Source organism: Leclercia pneumoniae, from assembly GCF_017348915.1.
GTDB lineage: Bacteria > Pseudomonadota > Gammaproteobacteria > Enterobacterales > Enterobacteriaceae > Enterobacter > Enterobacter pneumoniae.
Window position 1 is genome coordinate 3,532,595 of sequence record NZ_CP071383.1, and the last position, 15,938, is coordinate 3,548,532.

14 protein-coding genes and 2 pseudogenes are annotated in these 15,938 nt (G+C 52.2%); 3 read left to right on the forward strand and 13 right to left on the reverse strand.

Annotation, left to right across the window (positions count from 1 at the left end; genetic code table 11):
- The first annotated feature begins 136 nt into the window (after positions 1–136).
- Positions 137–1,105, forward strand: a complete 969-nt coding sequence (gene dctP / locus JZ655_RS17105) for a TRAP transporter substrate-binding protein DctP (protein WP_242637280.1) — start codon at positions 137–139, stop codon at positions 1,103–1,105.
- A 50-nt stretch (positions 1,106–1,155) separates the two neighbouring features.
- On the opposite strand, the gene JZ655_RS17110 is transcribed toward dctP, so the two are convergent.
- The 13 genes and pseudogenes from JZ655_RS17110 to tkt form a co-directional block, all read right to left on the reverse strand.
- On the reverse strand, positions 1,156–2,016 hold the full coding sequence (locus tag JZ655_RS17110) for a small-conductance mechanosensitive channel MscS (RefSeq protein WP_046887126.1): 861 nt from the start codon (positions 2,014–2,016) through the stop codon (positions 1,156–1,158).
- A 185-nt stretch (positions 2,017–2,201) separates the two neighbouring features.
- On the reverse strand, positions 2,202–3,281 hold the full coding sequence (gene fbaA, locus JZ655_RS17115) for a class II fructose-bisphosphate aldolase (protein ID WP_040074120.1): 1,080 nt from the start codon (positions 3,279–3,281) through the stop codon (positions 2,202–2,204).
- 89 nt (positions 3,282–3,370) lie between these two features.
- The gene (pgk, locus tag JZ655_RS17120; RefSeq protein ID WP_040074119.1) at positions 3,371–4,534 is read right to left on the reverse strand and encodes a phosphoglycerate kinase; all 1,164 of its coding nucleotides are present in this window, start codon (positions 4,532–4,534) and stop codon (positions 3,371–3,373) included.
- 49 nt (positions 4,535–4,583) lie between these two features.
- The gene (epd, locus tag JZ655_RS17125; protein WP_207292367.1) at positions 4,584–5,603 is read right to left on the reverse strand and encodes an erythrose-4-phosphate dehydrogenase; all 1,020 of its coding nucleotides are present in this window, start codon (positions 5,601–5,603) and stop codon (positions 4,584–4,586) included.
- A gap of 245 nt (positions 5,604–5,848) precedes the next feature.
- Entirely contained in the window at positions 5,849–6,559 is a 711-nt protein-coding gene (locus JZ655_RS17130; protein WP_207292368.1) for a nucleoside/nucleotide kinase family protein, read from the reverse strand.
- Positions 6,556–7,065, reverse strand: a complete 510-nt coding sequence (locus JZ655_RS17135; protein WP_040074116.1) for an MltR family transcriptional regulator — start codon at positions 7,063–7,065, stop codon at positions 6,556–6,558. The genes JZ655_RS17130 and JZ655_RS17135 overlap by 4 nt, the downstream gene beginning before the upstream one ends.
- 15 nt (positions 7,066–7,080) lie before the next feature.
- Positions 7,081–8,052 carry a class II fructose-bisphosphatase gene (glpX, locus tag JZ655_RS17140; RefSeq protein ID WP_207292369.1) on the reverse strand — a complete coding sequence of 324 codons (972 nt, stop codon included), beginning with the start codon at positions 8,050–8,052 and terminating at the stop codon, positions 7,081–7,083.
- On the reverse strand, positions 8,049–9,326 hold the full coding sequence (locus tag JZ655_RS17145; protein WP_046887130.1) for a zinc-binding dehydrogenase: 1,278 nt from the start codon (positions 9,324–9,326) through the stop codon (positions 8,049–8,051). The genes glpX and JZ655_RS17145 overlap by 4 nt, the downstream gene beginning before the upstream one ends.
- Before the next feature lie 21 nt (positions 9,327–9,347).
- A pseudogene (locus JZ655_RS17150) lies at positions 9,348–9,551 on the reverse strand (PTS sugar transporter subunit IIB); the annotation flags it as partial.
- A gap of 15 nt (positions 9,552–9,566) precedes the next feature.
- Positions 9,567–10,264 (reverse strand): IS1-like element IS1A family transposase gene (locus JZ655_RS17155; RefSeq protein ID WP_242637262.1). Its coding sequence is split into 2 segments (ribosomal slippage): positions 9,567–10,015 and positions 10,015–10,264, totalling 699 coding nucleotides; the frame shifts between segments, so codons are not numbered across the junction.
- A 55-nt stretch (positions 10,265–10,319) separates the two neighbouring features.
- Positions 10,320–10,382: pseudogene (locus tag JZ655_RS21670) on the reverse strand (PTS mannitol transporter subunit IIBC); the annotation flags it as partial.
- A gap of 27 nt (positions 10,383–10,409) precedes the next feature.
- Entirely contained in the window at positions 10,410–10,853 is a 444-nt protein-coding gene (cmtB, locus tag JZ655_RS17160; protein ID WP_207292370.1) for a PTS mannitol transporter subunit IIA, read from the reverse strand.
- A 344-nt stretch (positions 10,854–11,197) separates the two neighbouring features.
- Positions 11,198–13,189, reverse strand: a complete 1,992-nt coding sequence (gene tkt / locus JZ655_RS17165; protein WP_040074111.1) for a transketolase — start codon at positions 13,187–13,189, stop codon at positions 11,198–11,200.
- Between the two features lie 273 nt (positions 13,190–13,462).
- Between tkt and loiP the strand changes: the two genes are divergently transcribed.
- Both loiP and JZ655_RS17175 read left to right on the forward strand, forming a co-directional pair.
- A complete protein-coding gene (gene loiP, locus JZ655_RS17170; protein ID WP_040074110.1) occupies positions 13,463–14,221 on the forward strand; it encodes a metalloprotease LoiP in 759 nt (252 codons plus the stop codon).
- A gap of 343 nt (positions 14,222–14,564) precedes the next feature.
- Positions 14,565–15,833: an OprD family outer membrane porin gene (locus JZ655_RS17175; RefSeq protein ID WP_040074109.1), complete on the forward strand. Its 1,269-nt coding sequence runs from the start codon at positions 14,565–14,567 to the stop codon at positions 15,831–15,833.
- The last annotated feature ends 105 nt before the right edge of the window (positions 15,834–15,938 follow it).

The window sequence follows — 15,938 nt, forward strand, 5'->3', positions numbered from 1 at the left end:
GATTATTGTATAACAGAATCAATTCCGTTTATTTAACTCACCAGGGATTGGTATGAAACCTCATCGTAGATTGTTTTGTCTGTCGTTAGTTCTCACTGCCCTTTTCATATCCTGCGCTGTTGGCCATGCGCAAACTGTGTTGCGCTACACCGATCACGAACCCTATGGCAACATGCGAACACGAGCCATCAACGAGATTTTTTTCCATGCAGTTGAGCGTGAATCTCAGGGAAAGGTAAAAATAGAAGCTCACTGGGGAGGTGAGCTCTCCGCCAGCTACAATGCGCTTACCACCGTTGCCGAAGGCAAAATAGCGGATATGGGTATTGTGGTTCCGGAGTATTCACCCGCCCAACTCCCTCTGCACCAGATTTTCAAAAGCTTCCCTGTTGGGCCGGATACGGGCGCAGCTCAGGTCGCCTTTTTTAAACACATATTTTTGCAGAATCCACAGTTCAGCCGCGAGCTGAACAACAACAACCTGATCAATCTGCAATTTTTCCTGGGCTATCCAGCCGGATTTTTCAGCACGGTACCGTCGCTACGGTTCGATGCGCTGGAGGGAACCCGCTGGCGCACAGCCAGCTTTTGGCACCAGGCGTGGCTCAGGAACGCGGGAGGAACGCCAATCTCAATGCCCTGGAACAACAATATTAGCGGGGCGTTGCGCAGCGGGCAGCTTGATGGTCTTCTGGTAAATCTTGATAGCGCCTGGGACATTCAGGCGCAGCGCGCTGCGCCGTGGGTAAGTTACTCTCCCGCGATGTGGCTGGGACATGTTTATCTATTAGCGATTAATAAAGAGGTGTGGGCGGCGCTGGATGCAAAAGATCAGGCTGCCATTCAACGGGCGGCGGCATCAACGGAAAAGCAACTGGGCACGCTACTCGACAAGAGTGTTCGTTCCCTGGGTAAGCGGATGGCAAAAGAGGGGGCTCACCTTCACATCCTGAGCCATGCAGAGCTCGCGCGTTGGCAGGAAGCCACGAATTATCAACAGGTACAGGCAGAATGGATCCAGATTCAGGAAGAGAAAGGCAATAAAGATGCCGCTCTGATAATGCGTGCCGTGGGATTAGCGCTTAAGGATGCCTTGCAAAAATAGCCTTTAAACGACGCCCCCGCGATGCGTGGGCGTCATTAAACGGGTGTCAGTTATTCACTCGCGTTCTCTTTCACTCGCTTAAAGTTAACGTCCATCTGCGGATACGGGAAGCTAATACCGTTGGCATCGAAATCACGTTTGATGCGCTCCAGTACGTCCCAGTAAACGCTCTGCAGATCGCTGCTGTTACTCCAGACACGAACCACAAAGTTAATTGATGAGGCACCCAGCTCGTTGAGACGCACCGTCTTTTCACGATCGTTCAGAATACGATCGTCGGAGTCGATGATGTTGGTGAGCAGCTGTTTCACTTTATCAATATCAGAATCATACGCGACACCAATAATAAACTCGTTACGACGTACCGGTTCGCGTGAGAAGTTGATGATGTTATTAGCGATGATTTTACCGTTCGGGATGACCACGATACGGCCATCTACGGTACGCATAGTGGTAGAGAAGATCTGCACCTGCAATACCGTACCTGCCACCCCACCCAGATCAACGTACTCGCCGGAGCGGAACGGGCGGAAGGTCACCAGCAGCACGCCAGCCGCCAGGTTCGACAGAGAACCCTGCAACGCCAGGCCAATCGCCAGACCGGCGGCACCCAATACGGCGATAACCGATGCCGTTTGCACCCCCACGCGGCCAAGCGCGGCGATCAGCGTAAAGGCAATAATACCGTAACGAACCAGCGCGGAGAGAAAGTCCGCAACCGTGGCATCAATGTGACGCGCGCGCATTACGCGGTTAACCGCATTCGAAATGATTCGTGCGACAATCATCCCGATGATGATGATCGCAATCGCCGCAACGATGTTTACCGCATAACTCAGCAGTAGCGCCTGGTTACGCACCAGCCAGGAGCCAGCGTTATTGATGCTATCTACAACACCGAGATCTTCCATTTATCTATCCTTATGCTCATTCAACGTCAGAACCCTCCCACAGAGGGACAGGCAAGTGAGTAAAGGGTAAACAAAAAGCCAGGGTTTTGCCAAACAGATCACAAAATCAGGATTTACAGCTTATTGAAAAAGCATAAAAAAAGGCCCGCACAGGCGGGCCTTTCTGAGGCTGTTAGCAGCGCAAATTACAGAACGTCAACCGCGTTCAGCTCTTTGAAGGCCTGCTCCAGACGCGTCACCATGGATGACTGGGCAGCACGCAGCCATACGCGCGGATCGTAGTATTTCTTGTTCGGCTGGTCTTCGCCTTTCGGGTTACCCAGCTGACCTTGCAGATACGCTTCGTTGGTTTTGTAGTACTGCAGGATACCGTCCCAGGTTGCCCATTGGGTATCGGTATCGATGTTCATTTTGATAACGCCGTAGCTGACGGAATCTTTGATTTCCTGAGCAGAAGAACCGGAACCGCCGTGGAAGACGAAGTTCAGGCTGTTGTGCGGCAGGTTGTGTTTCTTAGAAACGTATTCCTGAGAATCACGCAGGATGGTCGGGGTCAGAACCACGTTACCTGGTTTGTAAACGCCGTGCACGTTACCGAAGGACGCTGCGATAGTGAAGCGTGGGCTGATTTTGCTCAGCTCGGTGTAAGCGTAATCAACATCTTCTGGCTGAGTGTACAGGGCAGAAGCGTCCATGTGGCTGTTGTCCACGCCGTCTTCTTCTCCACCGGTGCAACCCAGTTCGATTTCCAGAGTCATGTCCATTTTGGCCATACGCGCCAGATATTTGGAGCAGATCTCGATGTTCTCTTCCAGAGACTCTTCAGACAGGTCGATCATGTGAGAAGAGAACAGTGGCTTGCCGGTAGCTGCGTAGTGTTTTTCACCCGCATCCAGCAGACCATCGATCCACGGCAGCAGTTTCTTCGCGCAGTGGTCAGTGTGCAGGATGACTGGAACACCGTAATGTTCAGCCATCTGGTGTACATGGTGTGCACCAGAGATAGCACCCAGGATAGCCGCGCCCTGAGGAACGTCAGTTTTCACGCCTTTACCTGCGATGAACGCAGCACCACCGTTGGAGAACTGAACGATAACCGGTGCTTTAACTTTCGCAGCGGCTTCCAGTACGGCGTTGATGGAGTCGGTACCCACGCAGTTAACAGCAGGCAGAGCAAAGTTGTTTTCTTTAGCTACCTGGAACACTTTCTGAACGTCATCACCGGTGATTACGCCAGGTTTTACGAAATCAAAAATTTTAGACATGTTGCGAGTCCTGTATCTTCGGCCTTGGAAAGGGATGCGTGCTTTAAAGCGCGCTAATAATTGGGCAGGTTACCCTGCCCTTAAATGGCTTACTTCTTCGCGCGCTCTTCGAGCATTGCTACTGCCGGCAGAACTTTGCCTTCCACGAATTCGAGGAATGCGCCGCCGCCAGTGGAGATGTAGGAGATTTTGTCGGAAATACCGAACAGGTCGATTGCCGCCAGGGTGTCACCACCGCCTGCGATGGAGAACGCTTCGCTGTCAGCAATCGCGTTAGCCACGGTTTCAGTACCTTTACGGAAGTTCGGGAATTCGAACACGCCAACCGGGCCATTCCACAGAATGGTTTTGGCGTTTTTCAGGATCTCTGCCAGACGCTGTGCAGAGACGTCGCCGAGGTCCAGAATCTGCTCTTCATCTTTAATGTCAGAGACAGATTTCAGGGTCGCGGTCGCGGTTTCAGAGAACTCGGTCGCCACGCGAACGTCGGTTGGAACCGGGATATCGCAGGTAGTCAGCAGGCGTTTCGCTTCATCAACCAGATCGGCTTCGTACAGGGATTTACCCACGTTGTGGCCCTGGGCCGCGACGAAGGTGTTCGCGATACCACCGCCAACGATCAGCTGGTCAGCGATTTTGGACAGAGAGTCCAGAACGGTCAGTTTGGTAGACACTTTAGAACCGCCGACGATAGCAACCATCGGACGTGCTGGTTCTTTCAGGGCTTTACCCAGTGCTTCCAGTTCGTCAGCCAGCAGTGGGCCTGCACAGGCGACATCAGCGAATTTACCGATACCGTGGGTAGAGGCTTGCGCGCGGTGAGCGGTACCAAAGGCATCCATAACGAATACGTCACAGAGTGCAGCATATTTTTTGGACAGCGCTTCGTCGTCTTTCTTCTCGCCTTTGTTAAAGCGAACGTTTTCCAGCACTACCAGCTCGCCTTCAGCCACTTCAACGCCATCCAGGTAATCTTTTACCAGGCGCACCGGGCTGGACAGTTTGTCTTTCAGGTAATTAACAACCGGCAGCAGAGAAAACTCTTCGTTGTACTCGCCTTCGGTCGGACGACCCAGGTGGGAAGTTACCATCACTTTAGCGCCTTGTTTCAGGGCCAGTTCGATGGTCGGCAGAGAAGCACGGATACGCGCGTCACTGGTCACTTTGCCGTCTTTAACCGGTACGTTCAGATCTGCACGGATGAAAACGCGTTTACCAGCCAGATCCAGATCGGTCATCTTAATTACAGACATGGTGAATCCTCTCGTTGATTCTTAAAGTTTTGCAGGCGCTTTACGCGCCTTACCTGAAACCTTTAGCGGCCATTGCTAACGTGGTGTCGAGCATCCGGTTAGCAAAGCCCCATTCGTTGTCGCACCAGACCAGCGTTTTGATTAAGTGCGCTCCACTGACCCGCGTTTGGGTGCCATCGACAATGGCACTGTGCGGATCGTGGTTGAAATCAATTGAGACCAACGGTAATTCCGTATAGTCAACTATACCATGAAATGCTTGCTGTGCCGCTTTTTGCAGCAACAGGTTGACTTCACTGGCTTTTACCGGTTTTTTCACGGTAACGCTGAGGTCAATTGCCGTCACGTTGATGGTCGGTACGCGCACGGCAATGGCTTCAAAACGGTCGTTAAACTGCGGGAAAATGCGCGAAATACCGGCGGCCAGTTTGGTATCGACCGGGATAATCGACTGGCTCGCAGCACGCGTGCGTCGCAGGTCAGGATGATAGGCATCAATAACCTGCTGATCGTGCATGGCAGAGTGGATTGTGGTGACGGTACCCGACTCGATGCCATACGCATCATCTAACAGTTTAATGACCGGAATAATGCAGTTGGTGGTGCAGGAAGCATTGGAGACAAGGCGGTGTTCAGCTTGCAGTTCATGGTGATTCACACCAAAGACCACAGTAGCATCGAGATCGTTGCCGCCAGGATGAGAGAAAAGAACCTTTTTCGCGCCCGCCGCAAGATGCGCTTCGCCATGCTCGCGGCTGCCGTATACGCCGGTGCAGTCGAGCACCACATCTATGCCCAGCTCGCGCCAGGGCAGCGCATCAAGGCTGCGTTCATGCAGAACCCGAATGGCATCGTCACCGACAAAAAGCTGCTCTCTTTCCTGACGAACGTCCCAGGCAAAGCGCCCATGGCTGGTGTCATATTTCAACAAATGCGCCATGCCAGCAGCATCGGCCAGTTCATTGATTGCCACCACGGTGATTTCCGCACGGCGCCCGGATTCATATAAAGCACGAACCACGTTGCGTCCGATGCGACCGAAGCCATTAATCGCTATGCGTACGGTCATAAGTCTCCTGCAAGGCTATCCTTGATTCGAGGTGGCTGACAGAGTAATGCAGCGACGCTCAGAGGGGAATGCTTGCCTGTCACAAACTGCAACTGATTGGTCATTTGTCGAACACATAATCGACTGAAACGCTTCAGCCAGAATAAGCGAAACGTGGAATAAAAGGAACGTTCCAGCGGAGTGATTCGCCATTTATCTGACTTGCGTCACATTTTCTCCGTTAAAAGCGCGTCCAATTATTCCAGTCAGGCAAACCTGTATTCCCCTGCTGCCGTCATCTGCAATACCACATCAGCCTGGCGACTCTGACTAAGCACACGATCGACGTTTGGCCCATCTGTGCGCAGATAAAATGCCTGCGCCTCGTCTGGTGATAACCCCCCTGCTATCTTGCGCTGCACCAGCCGTTCACGCAGCGCCGATGGCGGGGCTGTGATAAATACCGATAAATCACAAAATACTTCCAGCGCTTTCCATTTCTCGTCATCGAGCAGGAGCCAGTTGCCTTCAACGATCGCAATACTCGCCGTTACCGTAATAGCCGCTTCGACAGGATCGTGTTTTTGTCTGTCATACTGCGGCCAGAGTGCGATTGGCTCGCGAAGCTGAGCCAAATTTGCGGCAAGTTTATCAACGTTAAAGGTCTCCAGAGCGCCTTTAAACGTGCGTAAATGGTTGGCGTCCAGCCAGGTGTTGTAGTGATGGAAACCGTCCATCGGCAGCGTCTGGATGCTGGGCAGGTCGGGGGCTTGCCGGGAGAGGTACTCCCAGAACGTTGTGAGCGTCGATTTACCTGTCCCCGGGGGGGCGCTGAGGAAAACAACGGTTCTGGATTGCGGGTTCTCCCTGTGTCGCTTCGCTATGTGCTGTAGCAAGGGAAGATGTACGTTTTGGATTTCATCATCTGAATACTGAGCGTCAACCGGTAATCCATTCACCGTCAGGCTAATTTTCACGGGTCTAATTCCTTAAGTATTGCCGTTATCGCCAGCGTCATTGCCGTTTTGACCATGCCCGTAAACCGCACTTCAGACCACGCGGCAAAGTCAGCAAACTTCATCGACTCAAGGGCGTTAAATAAGGTGGCATTGCGGGTAATGCTATTCACGTTGCTGATGAAATCCCAGGTGATGTCATCTGCAAAACCCGGGATCTCTTTTTGCTCCTGAAGATAGTGATAGAACTGCGAGAAATGGGTGATATCGGCATACAACCATTTCTCCATTTTCCCCAGGGCAAAAATCAAACGCAGCGCCACGGTAATATCGTCTAACGGCCCGCTTTGCGCGAGTAACGGCTTCACTGCATATTCCACAATTTCTTCATCATTATTGACGAACAACGACGGCAGAAAACGTCTGATACCCAGCAGCAAGATCTCATTTGCTTTTGCCATAAACGCGAGTAAATCCGTCTGAGCATCCAGTTGCTCAATTACGTCGTCTTCGATTAGCGTCGTCATTCGTTTCTCGATAAATCACCATGAATGCAGAGAGTCTATAATATTACACGTCCGGTCCGCGCCGCCGATGAGTAAAGTTTGCGTGCGCACGCCGTCCGTCACCTGTTGAATGCCATTGACGAGATCGCCTCCGGTCACGCCCGTGGCGGAGAAAATAACGTCCTCGCCTGCAACGAGTTCGCCCAGTGAGTAGACGCGGTTTATTATCACGCCCATTGCTTCACAGCGCAGGCGTTCGCTGGCGGCGATACGATGATTCTCTTCCGACTCCCCTTTCGCCTGACAAAAGTCGATAAGCTCTGCCTGCATATCTCCCCCCAGTGCCGCGACCGCACAGGCGGAGATCACCCCTTCTGGCGCGCCACCGAGGGTATACATCACATCGTACTGATTATCCCGCAGACAGGTCATTACGCTTGCCGCCACGTCTCCGTCGGGTAAGGCAAAGACCTTCACGCCAAGAGCGGTTGCTTCATCAATGGTCGCCCGCATTCGGGGCTTATCGAGCGTGACCAGCCGCAATTTGTCCAGTGGTTTATCCAGCGCCTGCGCCACGTTACGTAGATTGTCGACCAGCGGTAAATGGAGATCGATGGCCCCCTTCGCCAGCCGGTTCACCACCAGCTTTTTCATATACATATCGGGGGCATGCAGCAAACTCCCCGCTGGCGCAAACGCCATTACCGCCAGGGCATTGTTTTGCCCCATCGCCACCATCCGGGTGCCTTCGATAGGATCAACCGCAATATCCACGCGAGGCCCGCAGCCCTGTCCGACCTCTTCGCCAATCCACAGCATTGGCGCATGGTCAATTTCACCCTCACCAATAACAATGCGGCCACGTATCGGCATATTGTTGAGAGACTGACGCATTGAGCTTACCGCCAGTCCGTCGATTTTATTTTTGTCACCGCACCCGATTTGAGGCCAGGCAGCAAGCGCCGCCTGCTCCGTTGTGCGAAACAGCGGCCAGGCAAGCGACATCATGCCAATGCCTCCCCGGTATCAACGCCAAAGTGCGCCAGAAGATATTTTTCTGCCTGCTCATTCCAGATGCCATGCGTTTCGGCAACCAACCTGGCCAACGCGTTAAACAGCGGGTCGGTCTTCCCTTTCTCGGCAAAATCGGCAATCGCCGTCAAAGGCATGGTCACACCGTTGTAGATGAGCTTTTTACCCCCCGGAATGTTGGGCAAATTGAGGACAGTTTCAGGTACCGCATCCAGCCCGCCGATATGTGTCACCATAAAGGAGGGTTGCAGCTTCCCTGAGGCGCTAAGCGCTATCGCTTCTTTCATATCATCGGTTGAGCCGCCTGAGGTGCCCACCACGTGCGTGCTGTTGTAATGCACGTTATAAAAGTTGAAGGGAACCTTGAAGGCTTTATCAGTAGGGCCGGCGAAGAAGTTAAGGCAGCCATCCTCCGCCAGCAGTTCGTCGGCCATCTCAACCACTGACGCAACCGCTGCATAGACAAAGACGTCGTCAAAACCGACATCGTTAGTCAGCGCGCGCAAAGCCGCCGCAGGATTTTCCATACCCGACGTGTTGATATAAATGAGCTCAATACCCTTTTGGGCCGCCAGTTCAACGGGTAATAGTTTACGGGCCTGCGCCAGGCGAGTTTCATCAATATCAACCACCACAATACGAGCAGGCTGAATACCGCCGTTAATGGCGTAATCTATTGCACCAATTCCCATTGGCCCGGCACAGGCCAGTAGGGCCAGATTACCACCGGGCTTTATTCCCATTCGATGTTCGTAGACATATTGCGTGGTATGGTAATTCGCTTTATAGGCGCCAATAATGCAACAGGTTGGCTCCGCCAGCGATGCGGCGGCAAAATAGGAGCCGCTATAAGGTAATACGCAGCCCAGATTTACCGCTATTTCCGGAATAATCATATAGGTCGCGTTGCCACCAAAATACTCATAGCTATACCCGGCCGAATAACCGCTCGGTAACCCCATGGCGGGTTGTAAAACAAAACGTTGTCCTTTTTTATATTTCCCGACCAGATTTTTCCCTACCTCAACAATAACGCCTGCACATTCGTGCCCGGTAATAACGGGATGGTTTTCTAAATCATCCGGTACGCGTTTATGATCGCTTCCCAGCATTGCCGCTTTCCAGGTAGATAAACAGACGCTATCCGAAATAACGCTCACCAGTAATTCATTATCGGTAATTGCAGGCAGTTCGAATTCGCGTAAACGTACATCACCCTTACCGTATATCGCGGCGACTTTTGTTTTCATGATAAACCTCTATGAATTTGATTAGATTTCAGCAGTGAGTTTTTTGAACAGCACATCAAGCTGTGGGTCGCCGATATAATTATTAATAAGAATGAGTGGCTTTTCTGATACTCGTTTTACGCGCCCTTCAAAACTGGCATGCGTCACCACCATATCCGCATCGGCGGGAATATTTTCAATGGCATAATGTTTTACCTCGATAACAAGACCACTCTTCTCAAGCCGGGTAATGACTCCAACTTATTGATAGTGTTTTATGTTCAGATAATGCCCGATGACTTTGTCATGCAGCTCCACCGATTTTGAGAACGACAGCGACTTCCGTCCCAGCCGTGCCAGGTGCTGCCTCAGATTCAGGTTATGCCGCTCAATTCGCTGCGTATATCGCTTGCTGATTACGTGCAGCTTTCCCTTCAGGCGGGATTCATACAGCGGCCAGCCATCCGTCATCCATATCACCACGTCAAAGGGTGACAGCAGGCTCATAAGACGCCCCAGCGTCGCCATAGTGCGTTCACCGAATACGTGCGCAACAACCGTCTTCCGGAGCCTGTCATACGCGTAAAACAGCCAGCGCTGGAGCGATTTAGCCCCGACATAGCCCCACTGTTCGTCCATTTCCGCGCAGACGATGACGTCACTGCCCGGCTGTATGCGCGAGGTTACCGACTGCGGCCTGAGTTTTTTAAGTGACGTAAAATCGTGTTGAGGCCAACGCCCATAATGCGGGCGGTTGCCCGGCATCCAACGCCATTCATGGCCATATCAATGATTTTCTGGTGCGTACCGGGTTGAGAAGCGGTGTAAGTGAACTGCAGTTGCCATGTTTTACGGCAGTGAGAGCAGAGATAGCGCTGATGTCCGGCGGTGCTTTTGCCGTTACGCACCACCCCGTCAGTAGCTGAACAGGAGGGACAGCTGATAGAAACAGAAGCCACTGGAGCACCTCAAAAACACCATCATACACTAAATCAGTAAGTTGGCAGCATCACCGACCATCGCCGTTAAAAAGCCACCAAAAGCCTGGACTTTAGCGCGAGCAGACTTATTTTCCATAATAGTATCCTGTAAAGGAAAGCGTGATTAAGCGTTAGCAATAATATCGGTGAGTTGTTTTTCTGTATCACAATCTAACAAAGACGTTAAGTTTTCTTCCTCTGATAATAACTCACTGAGGGCCTGGATTGCCTCAATATGTGAATCTGCGTCAGCCGCCGATAACCCGATTAATAGCTTTACAGGTTCATCATTATTATCGAACATGACTCCTTGCTTTAATAAGGTTAAAGACATGCCTGTTTTTAATGCGCCATGCTCTGGTCTGGCGTGGGGCATCGCAACACCGGGAGCCAAAATATAATAGGGTCCGTTATGCTGCGTTGAATCTTTAATGGCCTGAATATATTGCGCGTTGACATAACCATTTTTTAGCAATGATGCCATACTGTGATCAATGGCTTGCTGCCAGTTATCAGCAGAATGTTTTATCTTTATTGATTCATCGGGAAAATAACTTATAAGTCGCATAACCACCCTCTTATTTTAGGTTCGGGCTGAACGTAAAAATAAAATACGCGGGGAAATGCTTTAAGGCAAATTAAGCAAATACGAAAGGTCAATACTAATGGAAAAAATCAAAGCGTTATTAAACAATAATTTGTGAAGCTAATTTAATTTTGCAACTGTTTAAATGGGATCTTCACTGCAGATATACAAAATACCCATTATTGAAATTTGTGATAAAAATCAAGTTTCAGCTATTGCTTCACATTTAATTCGTGATCTTAGCCATAAAAAAACCAGGCGACTTTTGGTCTGCCTGGCTTTGCGATTTCAGCCCCGGGCGTATAACGCGCCGGGGAAAATATCAATTACAGCAACGCTTTCGCTTTCGCGACTACGTTCTCAACGGTGAAGCCGAACTCTTCGAACAGCTGCTCCGCTGGTGCAGACTCACCGAAGGTGGTCATACCAACGATAGCGCCGTTCAGGCCCACGTATTTGAACCAGTAGTCTGCGATACCGGCTTCCACCGCCACGCGAGCGGAAACCGCTTTAGGCAGTACGGATTCACGGTATGCCGCATCCTGCTTGTCGAACGCATCAGTAGACGGCATGGACACCACGCGCGCCTTCACGCCTTCGGCAGTCAGTTTTTCCCATGCCGCTACGGCCAGCTCAACTTCAGAACCGGTAGCGATGAAGATCAACTCAGGCTGGCCTGCGCAATCTTTCAGTACGTAACCACCACGCGCGATGTTAGCCAACTGCTCAGGAGTACGCTCCTGCTGTGCCAGGTTCTGACGGGAGAGGATCAGCGCGGTCGGGCCGTCCTGACGCTCAACGCCGTATTTCCACGCTACCGCGGATTCAACCTGGTCACATGGACGCCAGGTAGACATGTTCGGGGTCACGCGCAGGGAAGCTACCTGCTCAACCGGCTGGTGAGTTGGGCCATCTTCGCCCAGACCGATAGAGTCGTGGGTGTAGACCATCACCTGACGCTGTTTCATCAGCGCAGCCATACGCACGGCGTTACGCGCGTACTCAACGAACATCAGGAAGGTTGAGGTGTACGGCAGGAAACCACCGTGCAGGGAGATACCGTTAGCAATCGCGGTCATGCCGAATTCGCGCACGCCGTAATGAATGTAGTTACCGGCAGTGTCTTCGTTGATTGGCTTAGAGCCGGACCAGATAGTCAGGTTAGACGGTGCCAGGTCAGCGGAGCCGCCCAGGAATTCTGGAAGCCAAGGACCGAACGCTTCAATCGCATTCTGAGACGCTTTACGGCTCGCGATTTTAGACGGATTAGCCTGCAGTTTAGCGATGAATTCGTTGGCTTTCGCATCGAAATCAGATGGCATTTCGCCTTTCATACGACGGGTGAATTCAGCGGCTTCCTGTGGGAAAGCTTTCGCATAGGCAGCGAATTTCTCGTTCCATGCGGACTCTTTCGCCTGACCCATTTCTTTCGCATCCCACTGTGCATAGATCTCAGACGGGATTTCGAAGGCAGGGTGTTTCCAGCCCAGCGCTTCACGGGTCAGCGCAATTTCTGCGTCGCCCAGCGGCGCACCGTGGGAGTCATGGGTGCCAGCTTTATTCGGGGAACCGAAACCAATGATGGTTTTGCACATCAGCAGGGATGGTTTATCCGTCACCGCACGCGCTTCTTCAACTGCGCGTTTAATCGAGTCAGCATCGTGGCCATCAACGCCACGCACCACGTGCCAGCCGTAGGCTTCGAAACGGGCTGCGGTATCGTCGGTGAACCAGCCTTCAACGTGACCATCGATAGAGATGCCGTTGTCATCGTAGAACGCAACCAGTTTGCCCAGCTTCAGGGTACCGGCCAGGGAGCACACTTCGTGAGAAATGCCTTCCATCATGCAGCCGTCACCCAGGAATGCGTAGGTGAAGTGATCAACGATGTCATGGCCCGGACGGTTAAACTGCGCTGCCAGCGTTTTTTCGGCAATCGCCATACCGACTGCGTTAGCAATACCCTGACCCAGCGGGCCGGTGGTGGTTTCTACGCCCGCGGTGTAACCCACTTCCGGGTGACCTGGAGTTTTAGAATGCAGCTGACGGAAGTTTTTCAGCTCTTCGATTGGCAGATCATAGCCAGTGAGATGCAGCAGGCTATAGATCAGCATTGAGCCGTGGCCGTTGGACAGCACGAAGCGGTCGCGGTCAGCCCATGCTGGGTTCTGCGGGTTATGGTTCAGGAAATCACGCCACAGGACTTCGGCAATATCAGCCATGCCCATTGGGGCACCCGGGTGGCCAGATTTGGCTTTTTGTACTGCGTCCATGCTCAGCGCACGGATAGCATTTGCAAGCTCTTTACGTGAAGACATTTTGACTCCAGATCGGACTGTTAAAGGCCATACCCTTGACGACAGCGCGTTTTGGGCTACGCCGGAAAAAAGTGCCAACAATGTAACCCAAGCGACAAAGCATGTACATGGACCATTCTTTTGCCTGTTAAGAAATCTCTGGAACACGCTCGCATGTTGCGCAATCTTCTCGCCCGGCGTGATTTATATTCTTTATACTGAGTGAAACTCCGGCTTCGCTGCCCTGGAGTACTTTCAGAATTTATCGAATTTAACGAGTACGGAAGCAACATAATGAAAATGCGTGCAATAGTGCTGGCTCTGGGTACCACTCTGCTTTTGAGTGGCTGTCAGAACATGAACTCCAACGGTCTGATGAGCTCCGGTGCCGAAGCCTTTCAGGCCTACAGCCTGAGCGATGCTCAGGTTAAAGCCCTCAGTGATGAAGCCTGTAAAGAGATGGATGGCAAAGCCACCGTCGCGCCAGCTAATAGCACCTACTCGCAGCGTCTGACCAAGATTGCTTCCGCACTGGGCGATAACATCAACGGCCAGCCGGTAAACTACAAGGTATACATGGCGAAAGACGTGAACGCCTTCGCGATGGCGAATGGCTGTATCCGCGTCTACAGCGGCCTGATGGATATGATGACCGATAACGAAGTCGAAGCGGTGATCGGCCATGAAATGGGTCACGTGGCGCTCGGTCACGTGAAGAGAGGCATGCAGGTTGCGCTGGGCACCAACGCCGTGCGCGTGGCCGCCGCTTCTGCAGGCGGCATCGTCGGTAGCCTGTCTCAGTCACAGCTAGGCGATCTGGGCGAAAAACTGGTGAACTCTCAGTTCTCACAGCGTCAGGAGTCAGAGGCCGATGACTACTCCTACGATCTGTTGCGCAAACGCGGCATCAACCCATCCGGTTTAGCCACCAGCTTCGAAAAACTGGCCAAACTGGAAGAGGGTCGTGCAAGTTCTATGTTTGACGATCACCCGGCCTCCGCAGAACGTGCACAGCATGTACGCGACAGAATGGCGGCTGACGGCATCAAATAAAACAAAAAGGAGGCGATATCGCCTCCTTTTTATTTCGCACCAATTGCCAATATTATCGCACAGATTGTTAATATCCCCAGATAGCAATCAAAGCGGGTTATTCGATATTTCAGCTTGTCTCAGTGAAATATATTAAGAGCAAATGACTCTGCCATTTTTATCGCTGCCTGTATCCCTTCTGTCGAAATATAAAATAGTCTACCCCCTGCACCGGAGAACCACGCGGACAGTGGCCCGGCGCGTTACAGCGCGTCACATAACCATTGCAATCATTTATCTTTCAGGTAACTATCAAATACGCAGCAACGCAATTTGATATTATTTAGAAAGAGAAGTTCCTTCCGTGAAAAAAGAATTATCGTTAATCGCATTAGGTTTATTTTCGGCCCTTCCCGCCGTTGCAAGCCAGCAATCTGACAGCCAGGGTTTTATTGACGACAGCCATCTGGACCTGTTTTTCCGTAACGCATACATCAGCCGCGACTACCATCAGGGCCAGCAAGACAAGGCCGAATGGGGTCAGGGGATCGTTGCGACCTTTGAATCCGGTTATACCGAAGGGCTGGTAGGCTTTGGTGTCGACGGCATTGCGCAGTACGGCGTGCGTCTCGACGGTGGCCGCGGCAAGAGCGGCGCGGGGGGTATCGACTTCTTCAGGCAGGAAGATGATGGCCGCGCGAAGTCCGAACTGGCAAAATTTGGCGCGACTGCCAAAATGCGCATCTCCAATACCGTGCTGAGCTACGGCAACCAGCGTCCTGCGTTACCGATTGTCACCTCCGACAGCTCACGCCTGCTGTTCGAAAGCTATACCGGCGCGCTGTTAACCTCTAAAGAGATCGACGGTCTGGAAGTTAACGCAGGTTACTTTACCGACGAGCAGCGTAAGAGTGACGATCGCCACGATAGCGGTCTGAAGAGCCTTACCTTCGGCGGCGCAAGCTATCAGTTTAACGATCAGTTCAGCGGCGCGCTGTACGCCTCTCACAATGAAGAGGTGATGAACAAGCAGTACCTGGGTCTGAACTTCAAACAACCGTTCAGTACTGGCCAACAGCTGGTACTCGACTTTAACGGCTATAACTCTCGTCTGGATCAGGGCTATGCCAACGACCTCAACACGGGTCGCAGCAATAGCATCTGGAGCCTGGCGGCCAGCTATATCTGGGACGTTCATACCTTTAAGGTGGCGTACCAGCAGAGCAGCGGCAGCACCGGTTATCACTATGGTAGCTATCGCGATCGCGACGGCGTGGGCGATGGCGGCAACACCATCTGGCTGGCGAACTCCTACTGGTCTGATTTTAATGGTGAAGACGAACGCTCGTGGCAGGCCTCTTACGGTCTGGACTTCGCTGGCCTCGGCTTACCGGGTCTGAGCTGGACCACGGCCTACGTGCGTGGCGATAACATCAAAACGTCTGAAACCAGCAACGGTAAAGAGCACGAGTGGTTCAACCAGGTGCAATACCAGGTCCAGGATGGCCCCGCAAAAGATCTGAAGCTGAAACTGCGCTATTCCGTCCTGCGGGTCTCCAGCAACGCCAGCGACTATAACGTCGGCGGCAACGAGCTTCGCGCTTACGTGGAATATCCGTTTAACGTGTTTTAAGTTTGTCCCCCCTCACTCTAACCCTCTCCCAAAGGGAGAGGGAACGCGATCACCCTCTCCCTTTGGGAGAGGGCCGGGGTGAGGGGAATTAACCCGCACCTCAGC

Bases quoted from the DNA above. Each gene is read 5' to 3' on its own strand.
- JZ655_RS17110 (WP_046887126.1), bottom strand. From the start codon at position 2,016: ATGGAAGATCTCGGTGTTGTAGATAGCATCAATAACGCTGGCTCCTGG.
- fbaA (WP_040074120.1), bottom strand. From the start codon at position 3,281: ATGTCTAAAATTTTTGATTTCGTAAAACCTGGCGTAATCACCGGTGAT.
- pgk (WP_040074119.1), bottom strand. From the start codon at position 4,534: ATGTCTGTAATTAAGATGACCGATCTGGATCTGGCTGGTAAACGCGTT.
- epd (WP_207292367.1), bottom strand. From the start codon at position 5,603: ATGACCGTACGCATAGCGATTAATGGCTTCGGTCGCATCGGACGCAAC.
- JZ655_RS17135 (WP_040074116.1), bottom strand. From the start codon at position 7,065: ATGACGACGCTAATCGAAGACGACGTAATTGAGCAACTGGATGCTCAG.
- glpX (WP_207292369.1), bottom strand. From the start codon at position 8,052: ATGATGTCGCTTGCCTGGCCGCTGTTTCGCACAACGGAGCAGGCGGCG.
- JZ655_RS17145 (WP_046887130.1), bottom strand. From the start codon at position 9,326: ATGAAAACAAAAGTCGCCGCGATATACGGTAAGGGTGATGTACGTTTA.
- cmtB (WP_207292370.1), bottom strand. From the start codon at position 10,853: ATGCGACTTATAAGTTATTTTCCCGATGAATCAATAAAGATAAAACAT.
- tkt (WP_040074111.1), bottom strand. From the start codon at position 13,189: ATGTCTTCACGTAAAGAGCTTGCAAATGCTATCCGTGCGCTGAGCATG.
- loiP (WP_040074110.1), top strand. From the start codon at position 13,463: ATGAAAATGCGTGCAATAGTGCTGGCTCTGGGTACCACTCTGCTTTTG.